This is a genomic window from Dysgonomonas termitidis, assembly GCF_042654545.1.
Taxonomy (GTDB): domain Bacteria; phylum Bacteroidota; class Bacteroidia; order Bacteroidales; family Dysgonomonadaceae; genus Dysgonomonas; species Dysgonomonas termitidis.
Window position 1 is genome coordinate 17,528 of the sequence record NZ_JBHSGN010000008.1, and the last position, 21,703, is coordinate 39,230.

Genomic DNA, 21,703 nt, shown 5'->3' on the forward strand with positions numbered 1-21,703 from the left:
ACATTTTCTCTAAAAGTTTAACGGCATCCTGCTATATCCTGTAAAAAAACACTCCTATATAGCTGTAATCCGCTGATTTTATCTAAATTAGCAGGATAAAACGGGGCCATATATGAAAAACGCCATTCCCGGGAACCATCCTGCCGGTTCGGCACATTCCCTGCTCCGTAAGCGCGGACAGGGGATTGCTTCAGTTTCTTTCGCCGAATTGCTATTCGACCTGATCTATGTCTTCGCCGTCACGCAGATTTCGCATTCCCTGCTGCATCACCTCGACTGGACGGGATTTATCCAAAGCGCGGTACTCTGGTTTGCCGTATGGCTGGGATGGCAGCATACCACTTGGATGACGAACTGGTTCAATCCCGATACACGGAACATACGCATATTACTGTTTGTATTGATGCTGGCCGGGCTGGTTATCGCGGCGGCTATTCCCGAAGCTTTTGCAGAACGGGGTTTGGTCTTCGCCCTGGGCTATGTGGCCACGCAACTGGGACGCACTGTTTCCATACTGTTTATGCTGGGACGAAAGCATGAACTGGCGCCTAACTATACCCGGATACTCGGTTGGTTCATTATTTCATCCGTATTCTGGATAGCCGGGGCTATCGAAGAAGGGCATATCCGGATCGCTTTATGGATCATAGCAGTCTTATGCGATTATACTTCCCCCATGTTCGGTTTCTACCTGCCCTTTCTGGGTAAATCCGACTCGTCCAGAGAATGGACGATCGACGGACACCACCTGACCGAAAGGTGCCAGTTGTTCGTTATTATCGCTTTCGGTGAAACTATTCTGATGACGGGAGCATCGCTCAGCGAAGCCGGGGAATGGACAGTCCCTGTCATACTTGCAGCTATAACATCTGTAATTGGCAGCCTGGCTATGTGGTGGGTGTATTTCGATGCCAGCAGTGAAGCCGGGGCGGAAAAAATACAAAAGGTAGATGACCCCGGGATGCTGGGACTCAAGTACCACGCCATCCATGTCATCCTGATAGGCGCGTTGATCATGAGCGCGGTCGGTGACGAACTGGTGATCAATCACGCATTGGGCCACATAACTTTCGGAGCGGTTGCCATGGTTATAATAGGGCCTGTCATATACCTGGCTGCAAACATGGCTTATAAATGGCTGAGTTGTAGAATAATTCCAAAATCGCATATTGCCGGGATAGCGGTTTTATTACTGGCTATACCTTTCTGCCATTACCTGAACCTGTTAGCGCTGAACGCATTGGCCGCCTCGGTTTTTGTATTTATCAGCATTTACGAAATTACAGCTGTCAGGAGAAAAAAGAAAGCACGAACGGCAGAATTAAACAATGCATAATACCGAATATTTTATTTAATAGCAGAAACTTAAAAAACTAAAAATGGAAAACTATCAGTTAATTGACAATGCAGAAGAAAGCAGGTATGAGTTCCACATTGGCAAACATATGCCCCTGGTCGAGTATCTCAGGACTGACAACGGCGAGATTTACCTGACGCATACGGAAGTACCGGTTGCCCTGGAAGGACAGGGAATAGGCAGCCAGCTAGCAGAAAAGGTACTCGCGGATATAGAAAGCAAGGGCCTGTCCCTGGTTCCGCTCTGCCCGTTTATCGCCGGATATATAAAGAAACATCCGGATTGGAGGCGAATCGTAATGAAAGGAATCAATTTCTAAAGGAAAGCTACAAGATCAATATATCACTAAAAAAACGATAAAACAATGGAAAAGGAAAAGATTGTTGAATACACTAACGGGGAATTGACGATAGTCTGGAAACCCGGAATATGCCGGCATGCGGGTATTTGCGTAAAGATGTTGCCCGAAGTATATAACCCGAAGGAAAGGCCATGGGTAAAACCTGCTAACGCGACAACGGAACAACTGATCGGGCAGATAAACAGTTGTCCGTCAGGTGCTCTTTCGTACAGGATGAATAATAAAGGAAAGTAAGGTGGATACGAATCCTTTCCGGCGTGTATATTACAAACATCCTCAAAGATGCAGAAGAAAATGCTCTCTTGGGGATGTTTGCGTTATATAGCCCTTTATCATCATCTGATTATATTATAAACTTCAGGGCAGGTTGATATTACGAGGGATCACCTTGAACAGAAAATTTCATCACCATTTTGTTGTTTCATCCTATTGGGCGGTCCTATCTGTTTTTTCTGGCATTTTCCAATAAAACGGCTATCTGTTCTTTGTTCTTATTTACATACGCTTCCAGCTTTTTCTTCCTTATAGATGTATAATAAGCGGTTCTTTCCGGGCTGAGCTTCTTCGGCCTTTTACAATATAAGCCCAGCCGTGCATATTCATCCAGGTAACGCGTGAATTTCTTTTTCCTGAAAGAAGGATCTTCTGAATTCCGGCAGACAGTTTTAACCAACAATAAGGGAGGCTCCCCAAGCATCGGCTTAGGTGTCATCTTCATTATGATATCAAATACGACCGGGGCTTCATACTTAAGCATAAAACCCAGCCGTGTCTCTTCAAACAGGTACCGTTTATGCGTTCCCTTTGGACGGCCTTCTTCTTTTCGGAACCGCCTCTTGTCCGACCTCCTGGTCTGTCTCTTTTTCCTGTATAATTTCGCTTTCGGCATCTTTTTCCTGTTTTTCCGGTTCTACATAAAACTTTGGCATAGCGTTATTTTCCGATATACCTCTTCTGCTTTCCAGATCCCTCTGTATGTTTATTTTCTTTCCCATGGCTATACCATATATGTAAAATTAATATTTGTGTCGATATTGTTCCATCCGCTCTCATAAAGCAAAATGTTCCTGCTGTTTCCATTCAGTATAAAAGAGCATCCCCTGTTGTATTTATGGTCGTCATTAAAATCACAGGCCGTAAACCGTACCCCATGCTGCGGTGGTGAAACCGTATTGGGAATAATGGCTACAGTGCCGCCCCAGTTACCGCCATCCCGTTTCCCGGTATTAATGACTCCCTGTATACAAACCACATTCCCTATCTGCCTGACAAACAAACGCCGGGTGTCTGTCCCGGAGCCGGAGTTGGACATCTGCAGCCATCCGGTATCTTTTACCTTTGTCTCGTATTCCTCGGCATAGGCGGCGCCTATTGCCCGGCAGGCAAGTTTTTTGGCATCTGCATTAGTCAACATCAGGTCGCTAAGTTTCCCGTCTTTCCGCAGATAATTGTTATTTACATCCGAATTACCCGGTGCATCCAGTTTATCCCGGAGTATCTTTTGCGCTTCCATCGTATTTTTACCTTGTTTGACGAGGAAGGTTATAAAATCCTGGAATAATTCCTCTACCGATGCATATTTTGCATCCGATTCGGATTTTATATATACTCCGATATTCGTAGCAATTGTTTTTTTCTGGGAATCGTTATAGCCATCCAGGAGCAGGTTCGCCTTCTTGCCCAGCTCCTTTACCACGCCGCTTGTCAGGACATAACCTTCCGCCTGGGATATGGCCTTGCCTTCATTGTCGATTCCTGCAAATATCCCGGTCTTAATCGCTTCGAGTTTGGTTTTATGTTCCGGTGTAAATACAGCCCCGGTATATCTTTCGGCAACAGGAAGATACCCTCCCAGTTTTGCGTCTGTCTCTTCAACCGAATAAACGCCTATATTTGCCCTTGCCCGGCTTTTATCCGGCAGGTCGGACAGGTTGGCTGACTTTGCCAGCTTTGAATCCCCGGCGCCTTTCTTTTCCGCGTCGATATTATTCCTGATAGCAGCCTGTTTATTTGCCTTCAGTTCTGCCGCCTGTTCGGGTGTCAGTCCATTAATTTCATCTGCCGTCAGATTAACCAGTTCAAGCAAACCATTTGCTTTCTGAAGGAAAATGGTTTTGCTTTCGGCCTTCGAGTATATATCCAGGTTTATCCTTGCCGCGTTTTTATCTGCCAGGTCCGAAAGGTTCTTTTCTATCGTAAGGTTCTTTTTTAAGGCCTCGTTTATATCATTTGCCGAAATAAAGCCATTTCCGTTCTCACCGATAATTCCCTTGCTTATCGAATCGAGTTTGCTTTTATATTCCGTAGTGAAATCTTCCGTGGAAAGCTGCTTACCGGTAATTGCATCGACCTTCTTATTCAGTCCGGCGGTAAGCAGGGCTTTTGTCGCATACGTACTGTCTATACTGATGCCGTTTACCCTTAACTCCCCTGTTATATCGACATATGCGGCAGGCTGTATTTTTATATTGCCGATGATATTCCGTAAAGACAGGTCGAAATTATTGGTTTCATAAAATCCGATAAATGCGATCATTTCAGATGCGCTATCCGTCCATTTAATTGAATTAGTCAGTTGACTGTTTGTCTTCAGGTATCCGGGATTGGTTATATCTACGCCTGACCCGTTGCTTTGGATTTGCAGGATTCCGTTTGCCCTAATACAACCGTCTTTTCCTATAACCTGAAACAAGGGTACGGATGCCGATTTCCCGTTATATACATTAAAGTTCCGGTATTTCGTGTTTCCCTGTTTATAACCGCTATAATTTATATTTACCGTCCCGTCATCGGTATTGTCTTCTGAATTTATGATGTCCGTACCTGTAACCAATATCGATCCGCTCCTGGATATCTGCGAATAGGAGGCAACATAACTGAATCCGTTCTCCGACAGTTGTCCCAGCAGCCTGTCCTGCTTATAAAAGCTGAATGAGCCGTCCGTATGTATAATAAGCTCGTTAACCGGTAACCCATTCAGGTATACGCCTACTGAACCGTCACCCGTACTTTTAACAATGCTTTTAATAGCGTATCCGTTATCACCGTTGGCGACAGACAAGGCTGATTTGGATTCTATCTCTTTTTCTCCTGTGAGCTTTCCGGCGATGGAAAGCTCTTTCTTTATTGTTTGTTTTGAAAAAGGAGTTTCCAGCAGGACAGCATACCGGCCGAAGAACTTATCGGTAAGCCGCGGCGCATAGTCTTTCTTTATTTCAATAAATTCGGGAACCCGTCCGGTCATCCCGTCCGTATTTCCGGGAACCGCGGCGCCTCCCGAACACAGGTAGTTTACCCTCCCTTTTTTATTTACTTCGTTGGCATAAGTTACCGTATCATAATGGTTGGCTTCATAAATGAAATAGGGAAAACCCACGGTTTTCGCTCCTGCGAAACGGCGGATTTTTTTATTTAGCCACACATAGCCCCCGGATATATCATTCCCGGAAACTTCACATCCGCTGATTATAAAATTGGAACAGCCTTCAAACAGGGAAGTCAGGCTTAATGTCAGTTCCTGCAGGTTTAAAAAGTCATCCGTATAGGTATACCGTCCGCCTGTTTCCGCGATGTATTCTTTCATGTTGTTATTTTTGTATTCGGTTCAATCTCTTTCGAGTCGATCTTTATCAGGTACGTTTTCCCGGCAAGCTTGTACCTGTTTACGATATAGGACAGCATATAAACGAACTCCCGCTCTTCTATATGTATACCGGGAACACATACGGTAAAGCTTACTTTGTTAACTGCTTTTTCTTCGGATAAATAATAAAATTCCCTGGGGTTTTCCCGTTCATCGGGAGTATTGACGGCCTCACCCTCTTTCCAGAGGGTATAAGGTTTCCCTCCGGCTCCTTCGTGATATATATCGACTCCGGCTGTACCGCTCTCTTTTATATAAATCCGGTCTTCCGGATCTGCCAGGTATTTTTTGAACTTATGGTTCAGGTACCATTCGAGATAGACGGTCTGGCTGGTCATCCTGGCTTCGATATGCTTTTCCCTTGCAAACAGGATAAACCTCTCATTCAGAGCCTGCAGGGGATAAAGCAGGCTTTGCAAAAACAAAATATACCTCCTTCCCGCCAGGAAGTGGGGCGTCAGCCGGTTAGCCATCCTGTCTGCCGGTAATTTATATCTCATCCCCTGTCGATTACCAGTTTTATACTCTGCCTGAAGTTTGGCAGGTTCGCTTCTTCTTCCTTACAAGTAGATTCTTTGATATATCCGGAGCTTGTATATATCACCCTGCCTATTTTCTCCGACTGCCCGATATGGCCGTCAGTGTCATAACACGCGACAAAAATACCCTGTTCCGGTACTGCCTTGCCATCGATATGTACATCGGTGACATGGGCTACTTTACGAATGGTTTCAAGCGCTTTCGAAACATAGATTCCCGCGTTGAACTCAATATCCATTATATATTCATTCAATGCCTTATCGATCGAATCATATATCTCTGATTCCAGAACGGCCCCGTCATAATAAACGGTAACGCGGGGAATAAGGACATCCCCCTTCAGGCTGGTCACTTCTACCCGTGTGCCCGCGAACTTGATCCGGCTGATATAGGCGTTGACCATCAGCAGGTCTTCCGGGGAGATGGCGGATAGCTTTCCTTTCTCCCCTGTAGCTACTTTCAGTATCAGTTTATTATCGAGGTTCGCATTATTAGTACTCTCGGAATATGAAACCTGGGTAATGATCCGTTTCGTCCCGTCAATTACTTCGTATCCGAATGCCAGCCCGTCCTCCCTGACCTTCACAATATCCCCTTTCTGGTATTGCAGCAACGCGTTCGCATAATAATCGGGTGTTCCGTTTATCCGGCTGTTGATCGCATTGGAAATATCGATGGCAAAGACATCCAGCAATACTTCGAAACTATATATCACCGCCGCGAACGCCCATGTAAGCCCGTTCATAACGGAAAGTTTCGAGTCGTTGGAAAATTCCGACAATTCCAGCCGCTTGTTGCGTTCCCGGACGGATTCATTGTATATTTCCTTAATTGTCCTGGCCATTATCAGTCGTGTATATATTGCCGTTTATAATAAATTTCCAGTATCCGGCCTCATTCCATGCCGGTTCGTTGCATAAGAGCCAGACGGCTTCCATACCTGAAGTAATCCTGTAATTGGAATTTTCATCCCTTTCCGGTTCCTTATATTCCCCTGTAGGTTCAACTGTCAGGATTATTGTACAATTTCTGCGCCCATAATGCTTTTTTACTAAGGCAATAAGGTATTCATCCACAACTCCTTTCTTTATTTTTGCCCCATGGAGGTCAATCTCCATCAGGTTTTTACAGTCAATAAGCGGCATCAGGGTTTCTGTACGGATACCCTGCAAATCCAGTTTCAGCAGGTCAGGGAACAACGATATAAACCGTATGTCTATGTTTAGTGAATTCAAGACCAGCTTTTCGCAGTAAACCGGACGGAATACATAGATATGTTTTGTTTTCAGTCCGCTCAGGTTTATCTCATAAATAGAAAAATCCCCGTACAAACGGATTTTTCGCTTATCCGGAATTGTATTGTCAAAAGCATGATATATGTCACGGGATTTATATTGCAGGGGATAGGTTTCCATACCGGAATTATCACCCCAGTCGATTTCCATATTCCCGTTGCCGGAAATACTAAAAGAAACGCTTGTCTCTGTATATTCTACAAATAGTTCAATCAAAAGCGGATAGGCGCTTGCCTTGTAATAGACATGGCGTTCCCCGTTGGCCGGAATAATATTATTCATCTTATTGTAAGCTACAACATTCGCGTCGATAATATAATCATCGGAAAATAACAGCTCATCCCCGGATTTTAATGTTCCGGCAAGGGACAGTTCCGGATTATTCATCATCAGGTCGATGATGCCTTCAATAGAACCGTATATATGGAGGGCCACATCAAACAGGTTCTGGCCGGTAGTGACTGTATATTTACCCATTTTTCTCCGTTATTTCCATATATAATTCTCCTGTGGAAGAATCCATATACGCATTATTGATAATCATATTGTCGTTTTCAAACTCCTGTTGCAGCTTCTGGGCGAGTCCTGAGTTTTCAAAGTTCCCGTGCAGGAACTCGATCAGGCCTACGCCTGTGGTCGGGTGTTGGTATAAGTTCCCCGCAAAAGCCTTGAGCAGGAATACTTCGTTTTGCTTCAGGGAAGCCTTTATCTCGAAGTCGGTTTCATTCGCGCTGTATATAGCCAGGTATCCGTTTGCGAACCGGAGATTGTAGTGACCCTTATCATTTAATTGCAACAGCCCGGCAATATATACCGGAGAAGGTTCCGTATCATTTTTCTCTATTTTTACGGGAAACCAGACCGTATTGTCGGATTTGTTTATAATGTATTCCGGTATTATATCCGGAATATCCAATTTGAATCTGACCCGTAACTGCTTATAGACAGGCGTGTACTCAATATGGGTATAGATGCTTTTATTGTCGCCGGCCACGTGTATATAATCTTTAGGGACGGTTATCTCCCCATAGCAGTAATTGTCATTGTCCTCCCCTTCAACATAGTCAATGAAAAAGAAAGGACAAATGAATTTAGTGGTTAAGTTATCTGTTACACTGCATTCACCGTATATAGCGTCTACATGAATATCTTGTCTGGACATAAAAGCTTGTGTTAAAAAATATCCCCGTACACAGAGCGCGGGGGACAATTCACTCTATTAAAGAGTAGAACATAGTACGATGAAAAGTTTTATCTGTTTATGGAAGCGTCGGGGATTTTATGAAAAGGCCTGCGTATACCTGTAATGGATTGGCTGATGATATGAACAGGAAGGCAAACGGTTCCCGGAAGCCTGTTCCCGGACTGGCGCTTTCTTGCCGCCAGCGCCAATACTTCAAAAAAAAAGAAGCAGCCCGTAACTAAATTACAGGTTGCTCCGTTCTTATCCGTCAAAATTTTTTATCTATTCCGTAACCGCCACAAACCGGGCCAACGTGGAGGTTTCCCCCTCCAATGCCAGGGTGTCTCCCCGGAGGGTGTAGGATTCCGTATTTGCAAATACACCCTTTAATTTTTCCTCAACGTCCATATTGAGACACATCTTCGAGGTAGAAGCCATTTGTGAAAAAGAAAGCCCGTTGTTTGCCGTCAGCCAGTAAGTTCCATGTGTATCGTTGCACCCCATATTGCCTGTTACCTGATTATCGTCCTGCTTAAAGACGATAAACGCTTCCTTCGGGCTGCCTGAGCCGGCCGGCTTGCCGGACAGTTCTGCCAGTTTCCAGTGTTTTTCCAGTAGGTCAGGGCCGGCTTTAACCAAAATGTAATTATCGGCCAGGTCGCCGGTAATGACGTTGCCTTCCATATCCAGCTGAATAAGTGCGTCTTCGCCGACCTTAAACCGGATAGCCGGGGACCGTTCGTCCTCCTTCAGGCTGACAGCACCGCCGTCTTCGCTCCAGTCGAACGATCCCGAATAATTATATACGGCGTCTTTACTGTCCATATACTCCCTGCTGACAGTATAGGTATTATCGCCGTTCAAAACGATCTTTGTCCGGATGCCCGGACAATCGGCGCATGGGGTAATGCCCGTGTAAACGCCGTCCCAGTTCAGGCTGTTCCTTGAATTATGAGCCGCGTCGACAGCGCCGGCGGCATCCTGTTTTTCCTGTTTGCCTTTACAGGCATTCAACCCGGTCATCAGGGAAAAAATCCCCATGACTAATAAAATCTTTTTCATAAAATTTAAATTTACAATAATTATATCAATTCGAAGGCAAGGACTGTATCCGGGATTTACGGATGTTTTTTAACGCTTCGTCCTTATCATTACCTATTGTAAGCGACAGGTTATCTGGTTGTTTTCAGAGATTTAATAATCATAAAAAATAGTTTTGTAAATATATTCGGCAGAAAACGCATTGTTCCGGAACTCCGTTTTCCAAATACATACTATTGTGTAATGCCTGACTATTTCGATTAATATGCCTGGTATATTTTCATGTTGTCACGCCATACAGGCCACCTGTAACTTTTACCCGGCACCGGATTTCCGGTAATATCACGGAAAATGGCAACCAGCATATCAGAATAAAAAATCACGCTGCCGTTCCGGCCATATGCCAAAATTACTAAAAATCAATAAAACACAATGTTTTATGTAAAAAAATGTGACGGATAAAAATAAAACCGGATTGTCCCGGTCTATACGGACAATCCGGTTTTGTGTATTCTTCCGGTCACTTGGTAATATAACAATTTAACTACGACGGGACATATAACACTTATCTTATTATTTTGTGCCGTATATAAAAAGGCTTTACATAACGTATTACTCTCCATTATATATCCGTTCTACAACGGTCCACATATCGTCCGGGAGCTGCTCATCTGAAATACGCTCGCAGGCCTGTTTCAGATATTCGAGTTCCTGCACGCTGAATTCAACGTTTAAAGGAATGTCCTTTTCTACATTCCACTCGATACGTTTGGTTTCCTTATTCTCGGTAAGGCCTGTGTCATGCCTTTCCTTGTCGGAGATCTCAATTTTACGCAGGATATCCTTCTTGATATTAAACTGGGAAAAGTTTCCTTCTTTCGGTAAAATAGCCGGAATATACAGCCGGTCCTTAATCGTTAATTCCATTTTTTATCTGTTTAATATTTCCTAAGAATAGGATACCGGGATATAAGAGGTTTACGGAACCGGTATTATTTACCGGGCCGGCCTTCGGATTCGGCCTCGATTTTATTCATTATTATTTCGAAATCCCCGAAATAATCCTTAAGGGAACAGTTCTCCGGAACAGGCAGGGAACAGCTTACCGCGCCGTTCTCAAAGGAAATAACGCCGAGGTATTTTTCTTCACCGTCCATGGGTTCATACACATTCGCTTGGATACGGGTCAGCTTCGAATCCAGTACAACATATTCTATGCGGTATCCGGCATTGCCTGTATGATACTCTCCGTGCCTGATGACAGTTGTGCTTGTAATATTCATCTTGGTGTATTTTATTAAATGGTTAATGATTCATCGGTTGCTGAGTTTATTTCGATTAACTCCAAGGTCTGTTCCCGCAGTTCATGCGAACAGTCGGCCAGGTATTGTATCCTGCCGTCCTTTATAAAGGAATGGCATATCCGGTTTCCCGAAGGTGTGGGATATGTCACCAGTATAGACGGCGAGATGGTCGGCCTGTCCGTATCCCCATTAAAATCCCAGCATGGCCGGCTGTCTTTGTTGGTCCATACATGATGCCGGCACCGGCAGCCCTGGCAATAGAACTCATAGACGCCTTCACCCATTTCTTTTACTTCCCTGAATTTCATGATTTACTGTATTTCTTATTTTTATAAAGAATAGTGCTTTTGTTTACCATTTGTTTCTTCCGATAACAGCGAATGTGAAATTTGTATCCACCTGACTTCCATTATCTGCATTTACGACTCTTAACACAAAATCATACGCATTAATATATTCTACTCTAACATATGAATTTGAGTGGCCATTAGAACTATGGTCCCAATATGGTGAAGTCACTACAATATATTGAGTATGTCCCAGATTATGCTTACAGACAAAGTACCCTGTCCCGGTCCTTTCAAAAGAAGTTACCGTTAGACCATTACCCCATTGTTGATATAAAGTAGAGGTTCGTTTTACTAAAGCAGAAAACAACACACCCGGAGCATTCCAATTTTCCCCTGAGCGCTGCCCGAACTGGTGGGGCCCGTAGGACTCGATGGCATATGTTGAGCCCGCATTGGCTATAATAGAAATCCCCCTGGCTCCTGAAGCATAGGTCTGGATATTGATAGCTGTCTTTGCTGAATCCGCCCTCAGGCTGACCAGGTAGCTCGAACTCTCATTGATCCTGACATAGGACGCGCCGTTCAGGTTATCGAAATAAATACAGGAATCCCCGGCCGAGTTGGTCAGCCTGTTACCGCTGATCACAAATCCCCCGATAGTCCCTGCCGTCGCGTTGATAGTTCCCGTAACAGATACGGCGCCCGCGGCTGTCCAGCTGACATTGCCATCCGCTACCTGTCCCGAGCCGTCGTTCATCAGCTTCCATTTTGTGCCGTTCGTGATCGAACCGTCCGAGCCGAGTATAACGCTGTTCCTCGATATCTGGTTGGATGAAATGGTCCATCCGGCAATCGTCCCGCCGACGGCATTGATCCCGTTCCTGTCCAATGTGACCTTGACGGCATTGGACGCGTCCCTGACGGATATACTCCCGTTATAGGTACTTCCTCCTACTACTAACGCGGAATCCACCAGTACCTGCCCCGCTTTAACCGTACCTGTGTAAATCCCGCCGGCATCAATGGTAGTCGTGTATTTCTCCGTGGATGTAATATCGAATACGGTCGCGTAGGCTACCCGCCATTCTACCGGGGCGTCCCCGGTTCCCACAGCCCCGGTGACAGCAAAATAATGTGTGCCCGAAAAACTGTCCGTCCCGCAGGATACCTTGCAGATATATTCGCACCAGTCCCCGGTTCCGGCTACCGGCGTCAGCCATTTTTGCACGCCTCCTGTACCGATGCTGTTCGAATGGTACGAAATATTCCTGCCTGCGGGTATTTTTGCGATAATCCGGGTGATGAATACCTTGCGGTAAGAAGTCGCCGTTCCCCAGTAGAATCCACCGCAATTGGGGCTCGATGTCCCTGTATTTTTTATCACCAGCGCCTGTTTGCTGTCGTTCGGGGCATTCGTGTCGCTTGTCCGGGTGATGGTAACCGTACCGTTATTCGAATTATTATATACATTCATACCGTTATTCCCGTTGTAAAAAGTCGGGTCGCGGTATAGCATCCTGCCGAAAGCCATAGCCTGCGCCAGTTCCCTGGCCGCGTCACTTTTGGTTGTTGCGTCCGTAGCAGCGGCAGATATTGCTTCCGTCTTTTTGGTATCGGCATAGGTTTTAGCGGATGCAAGGGCGGTATTGGCTGCATTCGTCCAGTTTAGCGATACGGAGGAACCGAAGGTAACGTTGCCGGAGGCATCCCAGGCGATATTACCTCCTGCGACAGCTCCCGAGCCGTTCGATTCCAGCCGCCATTTGTACCCGCGGATACCGTTCGAGCCGATGCTGATGGCTCCCGAAGCATCCGTATAAGCCCCGGAGGTATTGTTCCTGGTTCCCCTGTAAAGGGTATCGTTATCGAAAGCCCAGCCTGCGATCCGGTTATAGATTTCCTTTCCGCCGGACTTCATATAGTTCGCGGACAGGCAGAAGTATTCCAGGTGATCCCAGGACATCATCTGGATACCGATAAAATCTGTTTTGACCGCATTGCCTGCCGACATGACCTGCCCGAAGACAAAATGCCCCGCGTTACTGCTTTGATGCCATGTCATTGTCAGTCCGTAAGGTTTGTACTGACCGGAATATACATATCCGGAGCCTGTGGATAGAGACCTTAGTTGTATAGGTGTAGCACCTGCCGTTCCGATACTTCCTATGGTAATGGTATCCGCACCGATAGTCCAACCTCCGATCTTTCCCCGTACAAAGGTACAGGTAAGGCCATTGATGTAGTCGGTATTGATAATGGAGGATTTTATGCTTGCCGCATCCAGTTTGGCGGCATTGATGCTTCCGGCAGCTATCCGGTCAGCGGAGAGTGTTCCGGCCTTGATGCTCGAAGCGTCGATACTGACGGCATTGACCTGCGCGGCGGTCAGCGTGCCTGTATAGATACCATTGGCATCGATCTTTGTCATCCGTGCGGTAACATCTTCCGGCGCCGGGGTCCAGTCCGTTAATTTATTCCCTTTTTCCAGTTGCGGGGAGTTTATCCACATCCGCCCGTTCCGTGTAACGTATACCCAGATATATACCGAAACATACCCTGCCGGAACTGCAAAAGGAATACTGAACCGCTGCCAGTCGTTATTTTTAGTTGGCACGATCCTGGCGCTTGCATGGATTTTCCTTGTGCCGCCGGCATCGACCAGGTCGACTTCCATGGTTGCGTAATTGTCAAAGGCTGAAATATCGTCACTCATGGTATACACCGATGCGACATACTTTTCCCCTTCGGTAACCGGATACTTTTGATTGACACTGGACGGCCCGCGCCATGAATCGGCCGTCAGGCCGGACTGGATAGACTTTATGCAAAAATTGCCGTTATATTTAACCGTATTGTCATAGCTTACGTTTGTTGTCAGGCTCCAATTGGCGGTGCCAAGCTGGAATCCGGAATTGAGCAGCAGGTTACGGCCCCCTACCTGTACCGCATTTACCTTATTGGATGCGTCCGTGGCCGCCGTATTTATGGCTTCTGTTTTTTTCGTGTCGGCATAAGTTTTAGCCGATGCAAGGGCGGTATTGGCTGCGTTTGTCCAGTTCAGTGATACACTGGAGCCGAATGTAATGTTGCCTGTGGCATCCCATGAAATATTACCGCTGGCTACCTGCCCGCTGCCGTCGTTATTCAGTTTCCACTTCGTGCCGTTGGTAATGGAACCGTCCGAGCCCAGCGATACGTTGTTTTTCCATATCTTAGCGTTGTCGAAGGCCCAGCCTGCAATCCGGTTGTAGACTTCCTTCGAACCCGATAAGGCTGTGTTCGCGGACAGGCAGAAGTATTCGGTATTATCCCAGGCCATCATCTGGATGCCATAGAAACTGGTTTTGATACCGGTACCGCTTGCCGCCACCTGTCCGAAAACAAGATGGCCCGCATTCTGGTTCTGGTACCAGAGCATCGATAAACCGTACAGCTTTATCCCGCCGTTATATATACTGCCGCTGCCAGTCGTCGAATTCCTCAACTGGATGGGTACGGCGCCGACACTGCCGATGCTACCCGCTGTAACCGTATCGCTGCCTATTGTCCAGCCGCCGATCTTGCCTTTGGTAACATTCAGTGTCAGGGCATCGATATTTGCCGCTGTTATCAGGGTGGATTTCAGTGCATCCGTATTGATCCGGGCTGCATCGATCGTCCCGGCTGTGATCTGTGAGGCATTGACAGTACCGGTATATATTCCGGTAGCGGAAATCTGGGTCAGCCTGGGATATGATGTTCCGCCAAGAGCCGCCAGGTTTTTATCCGCAACTGATTTTACGGTATTAATAATACTGTCCGTATCTTCCGGCGCGGGTGTATAGGATGTGCATTTTGTCCCGTATTCTACCTTAAAGTTTGAAATATACAATGTTGCTATCGTACTGCCGGATGCATTGTACAGGTCGATAAATCCATAATATGGGGACGCCAGGTAACTTGTGACATACAGGTTCTCGAATTTTACAAGCGTCCAGGCGGTAGTAAGGTCTGCCGTTTTACTGTTCTGGTCGCAAATATCGAATCCCAGCTTACCCGCCACATCCGCCTTCGCCCAGAAACTGACCGAGTAATACCCCGCTTCAGGCTGGGTAAAGTTCTGTATCCTCCATTGCGCTGATGATATTTCCTTATACCTGCCGGTATTGTCCCCGAATTTTCCGGTATCGGCTGTTCCGCCGATTTTTGCAAGGGGTATCAGGTTCCGTCCGCCGATGCCGACTGCATTTACTTTACCGGCCGCATCCACGGCTGCCGCGCTTATGGCTTCCGTTTTCTTTGTATCGGCATAGCTTTTAGCCGAAGCCAGTGCACTGTCGGCTGCATTGGTCCAGCTTAGGGAAACGGATGACCCGAATATTACATTGCCTGAAGCGTCCCAGGTAATATTTCCCCCGGCTATAGCGCCTGCCCCGGTAGATTCCAGCCTCCACTTAAAACCTCTAATCCCATTAGAGCCTATGGTGACTGCGCCCGAAGCCCCGGTATATGCCCCGGAGGTATTGTTTTTTGTTCCCCTGAATATAGAATCCGTATCGATGCTCCAGCCACCGATCTTGCCTTTGGTTACATTGAGTGTCAGGGCGTCTATATTCGCAGCTGTGATAAGGGAGACTTTCAGGGCATCCACGTTTAACCGGGCAACATCGATTGTTCCGGCTGTTATCTGGGTCGCATTGATCTTTACGGCATTTACTGTATTGGCAGACAGTGTTCCTGTAAAAACGCCGTCCTTATCTATGTAGGTGGCTCCAATCCAGTTCAGGCTGACATCGGAACCGAATTCGATCTTTCCGGTCGCGGAATTATATTTGACTGATTGGTTTCCATTGCCTAAAAGGACTGTACCGGTCGTATCGATGGAAAATGTTTTCTTTCCGTCCCTGAATCCATGAAGGCCGTCTATCGTTTCCGTTGCTACCTGCCCGGATGCGTTTAGTGTCGATAGGGCAAAGCGGCCAAGGGCCAGGCCTGTTAATGTCCCGTTAGCATTTTTTACCCCGGCGAATATCTTGGGGGTAATAACGGAGTTCGCCCCGATAACGGTCTTGTTCGTATTCCAGTCAGCTACCCAGTCCAGCAGGTTGGCGTCCGTACCGTCCTTGCCTGCAGCTCCCGCTTTGGCTTTCGACCAGGCAAATGAAAGGCTGTAAGTAATGCCGGCTATGGTAAGGGGAATAGTAACGATACCGTTATCGGGAAGGTTGGCCGTATTGGCCGCAACCGTATAGGTGATGGTCTTGTCCGTATTGTTTATGGTAACCGCAGAGAATCCCGCCGGCTTGCTTATAGAGCCGATAGTAAATGCTGTGAAGTCCGTATCCCCCTTCATTACTTTTATTGCCGATACGATGGTTACAGCATTCAGTACCGTACCATTGCTTGCCGCTGCAAACACATAACTGCTTACCGACTGGTTGATCGTGTAGGCGTCATTCAGGGTTTGTATATTTACCTGCCCGCGGGCTATAAGTTGTCTGGCCATTTTTTACCGTTTTATACGGTAAAGAATAGGGAAGGAAAGGACAAGACGTTTAACGGGTGATCTTATCGGAAAGATTTTGGTCTTAAAATAAATAGTAAGCGGTTAGACCATTGTAAGCGACCGCTCAACTACGTTCGTGTAATACTCAAATTTAAAAGTATCAATCCGATATATACCGTAGGGTTCTATCACTCTGGTTTGTACCGGATTTTTATTGGACTGCTGGTAAGCGTCTCCGGGATGACGCCTTGATGCACTTACCGTAACACTGTACTTTCGCAAACAAAAAAGTATGGAAAATAATTCCTCAGAAAGATCTCTGTCAACAGTATACATGAAAGCTGTCAAAGATTATAAAGAATGCTTAAAGACCGATCCGTATTTATCATTCAAAACCTATTGCCGGGATAATAGCATTAACTATAAAAAAATCTTAGACTGGATGCAACGCCACGGAATTTATATGAGACAGCTTCAAGATGAGGCCAGAGGTGAAGATCTAGCCAACGGCAATTGTCAGCCAACCTTTATCCAGTTCAGGCCACAAAGCCACCCGGTTATGGCGAACAGTGCTCTCAAAGGAGTCAGCATTACCTTTCCCAACAATATCAGTCTGACCTTGCAGGAATGTACGTCGGAAAGTCTGATTTCGTTATTGTCATTGTATCATCCTGAAAAGTAGCATTCTATGTTTGGCCTTAACGATAATGTAAGGTATTTTATGTGCCAGCACCCTGTGCGTATGAATAAAGGGATTGACGCATTGTTCAATCTGATCAAGTCCGAATCCCCGCTTTGCCCAATGAACGGTGATATTTATATCTTTTATGTTGTACACCACATAACCTGTTCATCAACAGGGATAGACGGATCATTAAATTATTGCATGCCGAGGATGGTGGTCTGGTTTTGTACATGAAGCGCCTGCGCGCAGCGATCGCCCGTCTGAATACCAACCTGGCCTGGTTTATGCGTCAGATGTTCGGGCGCAAGTCAGAGAAGCTGTCCCGCCTGGATCCCAACCAGCTTGGCCTGGACTTCGAGGGCTTCAACCTCAAATTGCCGCTGCAGGCACAGGCAAGTGAATCCGCGGCAGCTGAAATCGCTGAAATATCCGCACTGCCCACAAAGAAAAAGCCGTTAAACCTCGAACAGATGTGATGGAAGGCCTTCCTGTGGTGGAAGTTATCATCGAGCCGGAAAACCTGGACAGGAACCGGTATGTGCGCATAGGCGAGGAACACACAAAGACACTGGAGTTCGAGCCGGGCAAGCTTTATGTCAAGGACCGCATACGTCCCAGGTATGCGCTTAAAGACAAGCTGGAACTGCCGCGGGAAGGTGAGAAAACAGTGGTTATAGCTCCGTTGCCGCTTTTACCGCTCTACAAATGCATGTTCGGCTCCACACTGGCAGCCGAGCTCCTGATCCAAAAATATACCTACCATATACCGTTCCACCGGCAGTTGCGCCAGTTGAAAGACCTGGGTGTTATCCTGAGCGAAAGCACGGTCAACGGATGCTTCAGCCGGCTGGGGGAAGCCCTGCGCCCGTTGTACGGCAGGGTGCGGGAAATTGTCCTCTCGTCGGGGTACATACAGGCGGACGAGACCGTCCTGCCGGTCATCAGTAAGGACAAGCATAAGGCGGAAAAGGAATACCTGTGGGTAGCCCGCAGTGTGCTGGACAGGATGCACTTCTTCCATTACGAACTGGGAGACCGTAAGTATTCGGTGAACCCTGTCAAATGTGTCAAAAATATTCATCTTTGTATGTAACATCGGTAAGTGTCTCCGCGAAGACGTCTTGACGCGCATGCCGTAGCCCTGTACATTTGCAAATAAAAGATCATGGAAACGAATTCCTCAGAAAGGAGTAAATCATCATTACAGATGCGAGCTATAGAAGGTTATAAAGAATGTTTGAAGAAAGATTCGTATTTATCATTCAAATCTTATTGCCGGGATAATAACATTAAATATGTAAAAATCTTAGATTGGGCTCAACGTCGTGGAATCTTTATGAGGCAGCTTCAGGCGGCGGCGAGAGGCGAGGATATCACCAATGATGATCAACAAACTTTTATCCAGTTCAGGCCACAAAGTCATCCTGTTATGACAGACCGTGTACTCATAGGTGTCAGCATAACCTTTCCAAATAATGTCAATCTGACTTTGCAGGAATGTACAGCGGAAAGCCTGATCTCATTACTTTCATTGTATCACCCTGAAAAGTAGCACGCTATGTTTGGCCTTAACGATAATGTAAGGTACTTTATGTGCCAACACCCTGTGCGTATGAATAAAGGGATTGATGCATTGTTCAATCTGATCAAGGCCGAATCCCCGCTCTCACCAATGAACGGTGATACCTATATATTCTTTGGTCAGAACCGGCAAAACGTAAAGATATTAAAATGGGATACCGACGGTTTCCTGTTGTACCACAAGCGCCTTGAACGGGGCAGTTTTGAACTACCTAAAATTGATCCGGCTACAGGCTATTATGAGCTTTCCTGGGAAACTTTCAGCTTCATCATGTCGGGGGTCTCCCTAGATAGCGTTCGCTTCCGCAAACGCTACAGGACACGCTTTTTATCCGTTTAACTATTTAATAATCAATTAAATAAAACGAATTAAGGCTTGCTTATATCCATATTTTTTCGTACCTTTAAGGCATGGTAAGAAACAGGATGGAAGCTATATTGACGGCACAATTGGAAGCAGCCAATGTATTCAACAAGCAGTTATTAACCCAGATAGAAACGCTGTCTGCGACGATCAAATCCATAGAAGGAACCATCGCTTCCTTACAGGAAGCCTTACTTCAGAAAGACGAATCCCTCACTAAATCAGCAAATAAAATAAGAGGCATATCCAAACGTAAGTATTCGGTGAACCCTGTCAAATGTGTCAAAAATATTCATCTTTGTATGTAACATCGTATCATGATCCCATATTCAGAGCAAAATATGTATCACATGGACTTATTCCGGTATAAACCAATGGGAGAGAACCCTACGGTATATACCGGATTGATGCTTTGCTATATTGCTCACTAAACTAACGTGGTTGAGCGGTCGCTTACGGTTTAACAGGATAAGCGTGCGCAGCATTTCCGGGGAAACAGGCCCGTTAAGCCGGACGGTGACCCCATTGGGATAGGCTATCTCGCAAGTACTCTGGTTGGGTACCGGATCGCAGGAGCAGTGCGGGGGATTATCACGTCCGGGTAACCGTAATTGTCCCCTGTCATTTATCCTGACCGGGATAAAATCACCGTTTTTTGTTAACAGCTTCTTCCGCCATTCGTAGAACCGGTCCGTCAGTATCCCTTCATTCGAACAAAAGGCTTTCGGCGTTAAGCCGCTTTCCTGATAACGCGCATAAATCGTTTCAAACTGCGACAGCGTCCATTTCTTACTTTGCATATAACTCTTTTTTTTGCAAAGGTAGAAACCTTTTATTACGCTACTTGACAGGGTTCACCGAATACTTACGATGTTACATACAAAGTAAGCGACCGCTCATATACATATTGTATGACAATTTGTTTGGCAGTATTTTTGCGTCAAAAAGAAGTTATGGCAAAATACATGACAAGGGAAGAATTCGCCGTTATTTTACTACGGCAGCGGCAAAGTAGCTTAACAGTAACGGATTTTTGCCGGAACGAGGGTTATAACCGTTCACAGTTCTACGACTGGAGGCTCCGTTTCCGGATAACAGATGAAGAACTCGAGGCAACGCCGGGCTGCCGCGGCATGGCCGGTTTTGCTCCGATATCCATTGATAACGGTATCTTATCCCCGATCCATCCCGGGCCGGCTCCACTTCCCGGCAAACCGGAGAAGCAATGTACCAAAGGAAGCGATGACTCGGAGATATCGCTGGAACTTCCCAACGGAATAAAGATGAAGTTCAAAGGGCCAAACGGATGCAAAGCTGCCTTGAGCCTGATCACCAAACTTTGCGGCTCATGTTCTGCCTGAACGATTCGATGCGCTACTTCCTGTGCCCGGGCAGTACCGACATGCGCAAAGGTATGTTCAGCCTGAGCGGCCTTATCCGGGAAAAGATGGGCGGTGACGTAAGGAACGGGGATGTATACATCTTCTGCAACAAACGCAAAACAAAGATAAAATTACTCCATGCCGAATGCGGCGGTCTCGTCCTGTACGAGAAGTTGCTCGAAGAAGGTACCTTCAAATTGCCTGCATACAACCCGGAAACCAAGTCTTATCCCATGACATGGAATGATTTGGTAGTCATGGTACAGGGCATCAACGAGGACCCGCGTCAAGGTAGGCAGAGGCGGCTCACCGACCTTAAAAAACATTGGCAAACAACTGAAAATAAGTCACCGAGCCCTTGCATATCCTACTGATTTTTATTATCTTTCAAACATGAAAAAGGTAGGAATGACACCGGATAATGCAGCACGGCCACCCATATTAACCGCCGATGAACAGCTTGCCGGGCTGATGGAAATTATCCGCCAGCAGTCACAAACTATCGAGGAACTCAGAAATACGATATCCGAACTAAACGCTTCATTGGCGTGGCTTAAGAAAAAGGTCTTCGGCAAGATGAGTGAGAAGTGTAAGCCCATAAACGGTGATCCCATGCTCCCTTTTGAAGACGGAGGCTTGATGCAGATCGAAGCGGAAATCGAGGAAGCCCGTAAAAAAGCGGAAGAGCAGATACTGGTTCCAAGACCCCAAGCCGCCGTAACAACACGCAGGAACCGGATCGTTATGGATGACCTTCCGGTAGTCACCGTAATCATCAATCCGGAAGGCATCGACCTGGACGACTACGTCAAGATAGGGGAAGAACATACGCGGACGTTGGAAATGAAGCCGGGATACCTTTATGTGAAGGATACCGTACGGCCCACTTACGCGCTCAAGGACAGCAGGGATGCGGAGGAAAGGGGAGAAAAAACGGTTGTGACCGCTCCTCTACCGTTAATGCCCATATACAAAGGGATGCCCGGAGCCTCCATGCTGGCGGAGGTACTCCTCCAGAAATATGAATACCATGTTCCCTTCTACCGTCAGGTCAGGCAACTTGAGCACTTAGGAGTAAAACTATCGAAGAATACGCTCGACGGCTGGTTTAAGCCGGTCTGCGAACTGCTCAGGCCGCTCTATCTGGAGATCAAAAAGAAAATACTCTCATCAGACGTAATAGTTCGGGGAA

At 46.4% G+C, this 21,703-nt stretch carries 26 protein-coding genes; 13 read left to right on the forward strand and 13 right to left on the reverse strand.

Going from position 1 to position 21,703, the window contains the following annotated elements:
* The first annotated feature begins 112 nt into the window (after positions 1-112).
* From ACFO6W_RS01290 to ACFO6W_RS01300, 3 genes are read left to right on the forward strand one after another with little or no spacing between them, the layout of a single operon-like run.
* Positions 113-1,336 carry a low temperature requirement protein A gene (locus ACFO6W_RS01290; RefSeq protein WP_379993495.1) on the forward strand — a complete coding sequence of 408 codons (1,224 nt, stop codon included), beginning with the start codon at positions 113-115 and terminating at the stop codon, positions 1,334-1,336.
* A gap of 43 nt (positions 1,337-1,379) precedes the next feature.
* Complete coding sequence (locus ACFO6W_RS01295) at positions 1,380-1,676, forward strand: GNAT family N-acetyltransferase (protein ID WP_379993496.1); 297 nt, start codon at positions 1,380-1,382, stop codon at positions 1,674-1,676.
* A gap of 45 nt (positions 1,677-1,721) precedes the next feature.
* Positions 1,722-1,952, forward strand: coding sequence for a (4Fe-4S)-binding protein (locus tag ACFO6W_RS01300; protein WP_379993497.1), 231 nt, complete (start codon positions 1,722-1,724; stop codon positions 1,950-1,952).
* Positions 1,953-2,157: 205 nt separating this feature from the next.
* On the opposite strand, the gene ACFO6W_RS01305 is transcribed toward ACFO6W_RS01300, so the two are convergent.
* Genes ACFO6W_RS01305 through ACFO6W_RS01335 form a run of 7 tightly spaced genes read right to left on the reverse strand, consistent with a single transcriptional unit; the run spans position 2,158 to position 8,358 of the window.
* Positions 2,158-2,475: a hypothetical protein gene (locus ACFO6W_RS01305; protein ID WP_379993498.1), complete on the reverse strand. Its 318-nt coding sequence runs from the start codon at positions 2,473-2,475 to the stop codon at positions 2,158-2,160.
* 34 nt (positions 2,476-2,509) lie between these two features.
* Positions 2,510-2,713, reverse strand: coding sequence for a hypothetical protein (locus ACFO6W_RS01310; RefSeq protein WP_379993499.1), 204 nt, complete (start codon positions 2,711-2,713; stop codon positions 2,510-2,512).
* 2 nt (positions 2,714-2,715) lie between these two features.
* Positions 2,716-5,301, reverse strand: coding sequence for a hypothetical protein (locus tag ACFO6W_RS01315; protein WP_379993500.1), 2,586 nt, complete (start codon positions 5,299-5,301; stop codon positions 2,716-2,718).
* Positions 5,298-5,861 (reverse strand): hypothetical protein, encoded by a 564-nt coding sequence (locus tag ACFO6W_RS01320; protein ID WP_379993501.1) that lies wholly within the window; start codon positions 5,859-5,861, stop codon positions 5,298-5,300. The genes ACFO6W_RS01315 and ACFO6W_RS01320 overlap by 4 nt, the downstream gene beginning before the upstream one ends.
* Positions 5,858-6,745, reverse strand: coding sequence for a hypothetical protein (locus tag ACFO6W_RS01325; RefSeq protein WP_379993502.1), 888 nt, complete (start codon positions 6,743-6,745; stop codon positions 5,858-5,860). Before ACFO6W_RS01325 ends, ACFO6W_RS01320 begins: the two co-directional genes overlap by 4 nt.
* Positions 6,729-7,673, reverse strand: a complete 945-nt coding sequence (locus ACFO6W_RS01330) for a hypothetical protein (RefSeq protein WP_379993503.1) — start codon at positions 7,671-7,673, stop codon at positions 6,729-6,731. Before ACFO6W_RS01330 ends, ACFO6W_RS01325 begins: the two co-directional genes overlap by 17 nt.
* Positions 7,666-8,358 (reverse strand): hypothetical protein, encoded by a 693-nt coding sequence (locus tag ACFO6W_RS01335; RefSeq protein ID WP_379993504.1) that lies wholly within the window; start codon positions 8,356-8,358, stop codon positions 7,666-7,668. The genes ACFO6W_RS01330 and ACFO6W_RS01335 overlap by 8 nt, the downstream gene beginning before the upstream one ends.
* A 119-nt stretch (positions 8,359-8,477) precedes the next feature.
* On the opposite strand from ACFO6W_RS01335, the gene ACFO6W_RS01340 reads away from it, so the two are divergent.
* Positions 8,478-8,621, forward strand: coding sequence for a hypothetical protein (locus tag ACFO6W_RS01340; RefSeq protein WP_379993505.1), 144 nt, complete (start codon positions 8,478-8,480; stop codon positions 8,619-8,621).
* A 40-nt stretch (positions 8,622-8,661) separates the two neighbouring features.
* Here ACFO6W_RS01340 and ACFO6W_RS01345 read toward each other — a convergent pair whose 3' ends face one another.
* From ACFO6W_RS01345 to ACFO6W_RS01365, 5 genes are all read right to left on the reverse strand, one after another.
* A complete protein-coding gene (locus tag ACFO6W_RS01345) occupies positions 8,662-9,441 on the reverse strand; it encodes a copper resistance protein NlpE N-terminal domain-containing protein (RefSeq protein WP_379993506.1) in 780 nt (259 codons plus the stop codon).
* A gap of 591 nt (positions 9,442-10,032) precedes the next feature.
* On the reverse strand, positions 10,033-10,347 hold the full coding sequence (locus ACFO6W_RS01350; protein ID WP_379993507.1) for an RNA-binding protein: 315 nt from the start codon (positions 10,345-10,347) through the stop codon (positions 10,033-10,035).
* 65 nt (positions 10,348-10,412) lie between these two features.
* A complete protein-coding gene (locus tag ACFO6W_RS01355; RefSeq protein WP_379993508.1) occupies positions 10,413-10,703 on the reverse strand; it encodes a hypothetical protein in 291 nt (96 codons plus the stop codon).
* A 14-nt stretch (positions 10,704-10,717) separates the two neighbouring features.
* The gene (locus ACFO6W_RS01360; protein ID WP_379993509.1) at positions 10,718-11,032 is read right to left on the reverse strand and encodes a ubiquitination-like system serine protease family protein; all 315 of its coding nucleotides are present in this window, start codon (positions 11,030-11,032) and stop codon (positions 10,718-10,720) included.
* 43 nt (positions 11,033-11,075) lie between these two features.
* A complete protein-coding gene (locus ACFO6W_RS01365) occupies positions 11,076-16,499 on the reverse strand; it encodes a hypothetical protein (protein WP_379993510.1) in 5,424 nt (1,807 codons plus the stop codon).
* Between the two features lie 292 nt (positions 16,500-16,791).
* On the opposite strand from ACFO6W_RS01365, the gene ACFO6W_RS01370 reads away from it, so the two are divergent.
* The 6 genes from ACFO6W_RS01370 to ACFO6W_RS01400 all read left to right on the forward strand — a co-directional run bounded on the left by ACFO6W_RS01370 (position 16,792) and on the right by ACFO6W_RS01400 (position 19,437).
* Positions 16,792-17,181, forward strand: a complete 390-nt coding sequence (locus ACFO6W_RS01370; protein WP_379993511.1) for a hypothetical protein — start codon at positions 16,792-16,794, stop codon at positions 17,179-17,181.
* Positions 17,182-17,381: 200 nt separating this feature from the next.
* Entirely contained in the window at positions 17,382-17,660 is a 279-nt protein-coding gene (locus tag ACFO6W_RS01380; protein WP_465251899.1) for a transposase domain-containing protein, read from the forward strand.
* Positions 17,660-18,277, forward strand: coding sequence for an IS66 family transposase (locus ACFO6W_RS01385; protein WP_379993520.1), 618 nt, complete (start codon positions 17,660-17,662; stop codon positions 18,275-18,277). The genes ACFO6W_RS01380 and ACFO6W_RS01385 overlap by 1 nt, the downstream gene beginning before the upstream one ends.
* Positions 18,278-18,349: 72 nt before the next feature.
* The gene (locus tag ACFO6W_RS01390; RefSeq protein ID WP_379993512.1) at positions 18,350-18,736 is read left to right on the forward strand and encodes a hypothetical protein; all 387 of its coding nucleotides are present in this window, start codon (positions 18,350-18,352) and stop codon (positions 18,734-18,736) included.
* Between the two features lie 39 nt (positions 18,737-18,775).
* Entirely contained in the window at positions 18,776-19,105 is a 330-nt protein-coding gene (gene tnpB, locus ACFO6W_RS01395; RefSeq protein ID WP_379993521.1) for an IS66 family insertion sequence element accessory protein TnpB, read from the forward strand.
* Between the two features lie 71 nt (positions 19,106-19,176).
* Positions 19,177-19,437: a hypothetical protein gene (locus tag ACFO6W_RS01400; protein WP_379993513.1), complete on the forward strand. Its 261-nt coding sequence runs from the start codon at positions 19,177-19,179 to the stop codon at positions 19,435-19,437.
* Positions 19,438-19,485: 48 nt separating this feature from the next.
* On the opposite strand, the gene tnpA (ACFO6W_RS01405) is transcribed toward ACFO6W_RS01400, so the two are convergent.
* Positions 19,486-19,929, reverse strand: coding sequence for an IS66 family insertion sequence element accessory protein TnpA (gene tnpA / locus ACFO6W_RS01405; RefSeq protein ID WP_379993514.1), 444 nt, complete (start codon positions 19,927-19,929; stop codon positions 19,486-19,488).
* A gap of 153 nt (positions 19,930-20,082) precedes the next feature.
* Here tnpA (ACFO6W_RS01405) and tnpA (ACFO6W_RS01410) point away from each other — a divergent pair, with 153 nt between their 5' ends.
* From tnpA (ACFO6W_RS01410) to ACFO6W_RS01420, 3 genes are all read left to right on the forward strand, one after another.
* Positions 20,083-20,490, forward strand: a complete 408-nt coding sequence (gene tnpA / locus ACFO6W_RS01410) for an IS66 family insertion sequence element accessory protein TnpA (protein WP_379993515.1) — start codon at positions 20,083-20,085, stop codon at positions 20,488-20,490.
* A complete protein-coding gene (gene tnpB, locus ACFO6W_RS01415; protein WP_379993516.1) occupies positions 20,478-20,885 on the forward strand; it encodes an IS66 family insertion sequence element accessory protein TnpB in 408 nt (135 codons plus the stop codon). Before tnpA (ACFO6W_RS01410) ends, tnpB (ACFO6W_RS01415) begins: the two co-directional genes overlap by 13 nt.
* A 19-nt stretch (positions 20,886-20,904) precedes the next feature.
* The coding region (locus ACFO6W_RS01420; RefSeq protein ID WP_379993517.1) for an IS66 family transposase at positions 20,905-21,703 on the forward strand (799 nt) is incomplete at its 3' end.

Bases quoted from the DNA above. Each gene is read 5' to 3' on its own strand.
- ACFO6W_RS01295 (WP_379993496.1), top strand. From the start codon at position 1,380: ATGGAAAACTATCAGTTAATTGACAATGCAGAAGAAAGCAGGTATGAG.
- ACFO6W_RS01320 (WP_379993501.1), bottom strand. From the start codon at position 5,861: ATGAGATATAAATTACCGGCAGACAGGATGGCTAACCGGCTGACGCCC.
- tnpB (WP_379993521.1), top strand. From the start codon at position 18,776: ATGTGCCAACACCCTGTGCGTATGAATAAAGGGATTGATGCATTGTTC.
- ACFO6W_RS01325 (WP_379993502.1), bottom strand. From the start codon at position 6,745: ATGGCCAGGACAATTAAGGAAATATACAATGAATCCGTCCGGGAACGC.
- ACFO6W_RS01335 (WP_379993504.1), bottom strand. From the start codon at position 8,358: ATGTCCAGACAAGATATTCATGTAGACGCTATATACGGTGAATGCAGT.
- ACFO6W_RS01315 (WP_379993500.1), bottom strand. From the start codon at position 5,301: ATGAAAGAATACATCGCGGAAACAGGCGGACGGTATACCTATACGGAT.
- ACFO6W_RS01330 (WP_379993503.1), bottom strand. From the start codon at position 7,673: ATGGGTAAATATACAGTCACTACCGGCCAGAACCTGTTTGATGTGGCC.
- ACFO6W_RS01340 (WP_379993505.1), top strand. From the start codon at position 8,478: ATGAAAAGGCCTGCGTATACCTGTAATGGATTGGCTGATGATATGAAC.
- ACFO6W_RS01300 (WP_379993497.1), top strand. From the start codon at position 1,722: ATGGAAAAGGAAAAGATTGTTGAATACACTAACGGGGAATTGACGATA.
- ACFO6W_RS01360 (WP_379993509.1), bottom strand. From the start codon at position 11,032: ATGAAATTCAGGGAAGTAAAAGAAATGGGTGAAGGCGTCTATGAGTTC.
- tnpB (WP_379993516.1), top strand. From the start codon at position 20,478: ATGTTCTGCCTGAACGATTCGATGCGCTACTTCCTGTGCCCGGGCAGT.
- ACFO6W_RS01310 (WP_379993499.1), bottom strand. From the start codon at position 2,713: ATGGGAAAGAAAATAAACATACAGAGGGATCTGGAAAGCAGAAGAGGT.
- ACFO6W_RS01385 (WP_379993520.1), top strand. From the start codon at position 17,660: ATGGAAGGCCTTCCTGTGGTGGAAGTTATCATCGAGCCGGAAAACCTG.
- tnpA (WP_379993515.1), top strand. From the start codon at position 20,083: ATGGCAAAATACATGACAAGGGAAGAATTCGCCGTTATTTTACTACGG.
- ACFO6W_RS01390 (WP_379993512.1), top strand. From the start codon at position 18,350: ATGGAAACGAATTCCTCAGAAAGGAGTAAATCATCATTACAGATGCGA.
- ACFO6W_RS01290 (WP_379993495.1), top strand. From the start codon at position 113: ATGAAAAACGCCATTCCCGGGAACCATCCTGCCGGTTCGGCACATTCC.
- ACFO6W_RS01400 (WP_379993513.1), top strand. From the start codon at position 19,177: ATGGTAAGAAACAGGATGGAAGCTATATTGACGGCACAATTGGAAGCA.
- ACFO6W_RS01370 (WP_379993511.1), top strand. From the start codon at position 16,792: ATGGAAAATAATTCCTCAGAAAGATCTCTGTCAACAGTATACATGAAA.
- ACFO6W_RS01355 (WP_379993508.1), bottom strand. From the start codon at position 10,703: ATGAATATTACAAGCACAACTGTCATCAGGCACGGAGAGTATCATACA.
- ACFO6W_RS01350 (WP_379993507.1), bottom strand. From the start codon at position 10,347: ATGGAATTAACGATTAAGGACCGGCTGTATATTCCGGCTATTTTACCG.
- ACFO6W_RS01365 (WP_379993510.1), bottom strand. From the start codon at position 16,499: ATGGCCAGACAACTTATAGCCCGCGGGCAGGTAAATATACAAACCCTG.
- ACFO6W_RS01305 (WP_379993498.1), bottom strand. From the start codon at position 2,475: ATGCTTAAGTATGAAGCCCCGGTCGTATTTGATATCATAATGAAGATG.
- tnpA (WP_379993514.1), bottom strand. From the start codon at position 19,929: ATGCAAAGTAAGAAATGGACGCTGTCGCAGTTTGAAACGATTTATGCG.
- ACFO6W_RS01345 (WP_379993506.1), bottom strand. From the start codon at position 9,441: ATGAAAAAGATTTTATTAGTCATGGGGATTTTTTCCCTGATGACCGGG.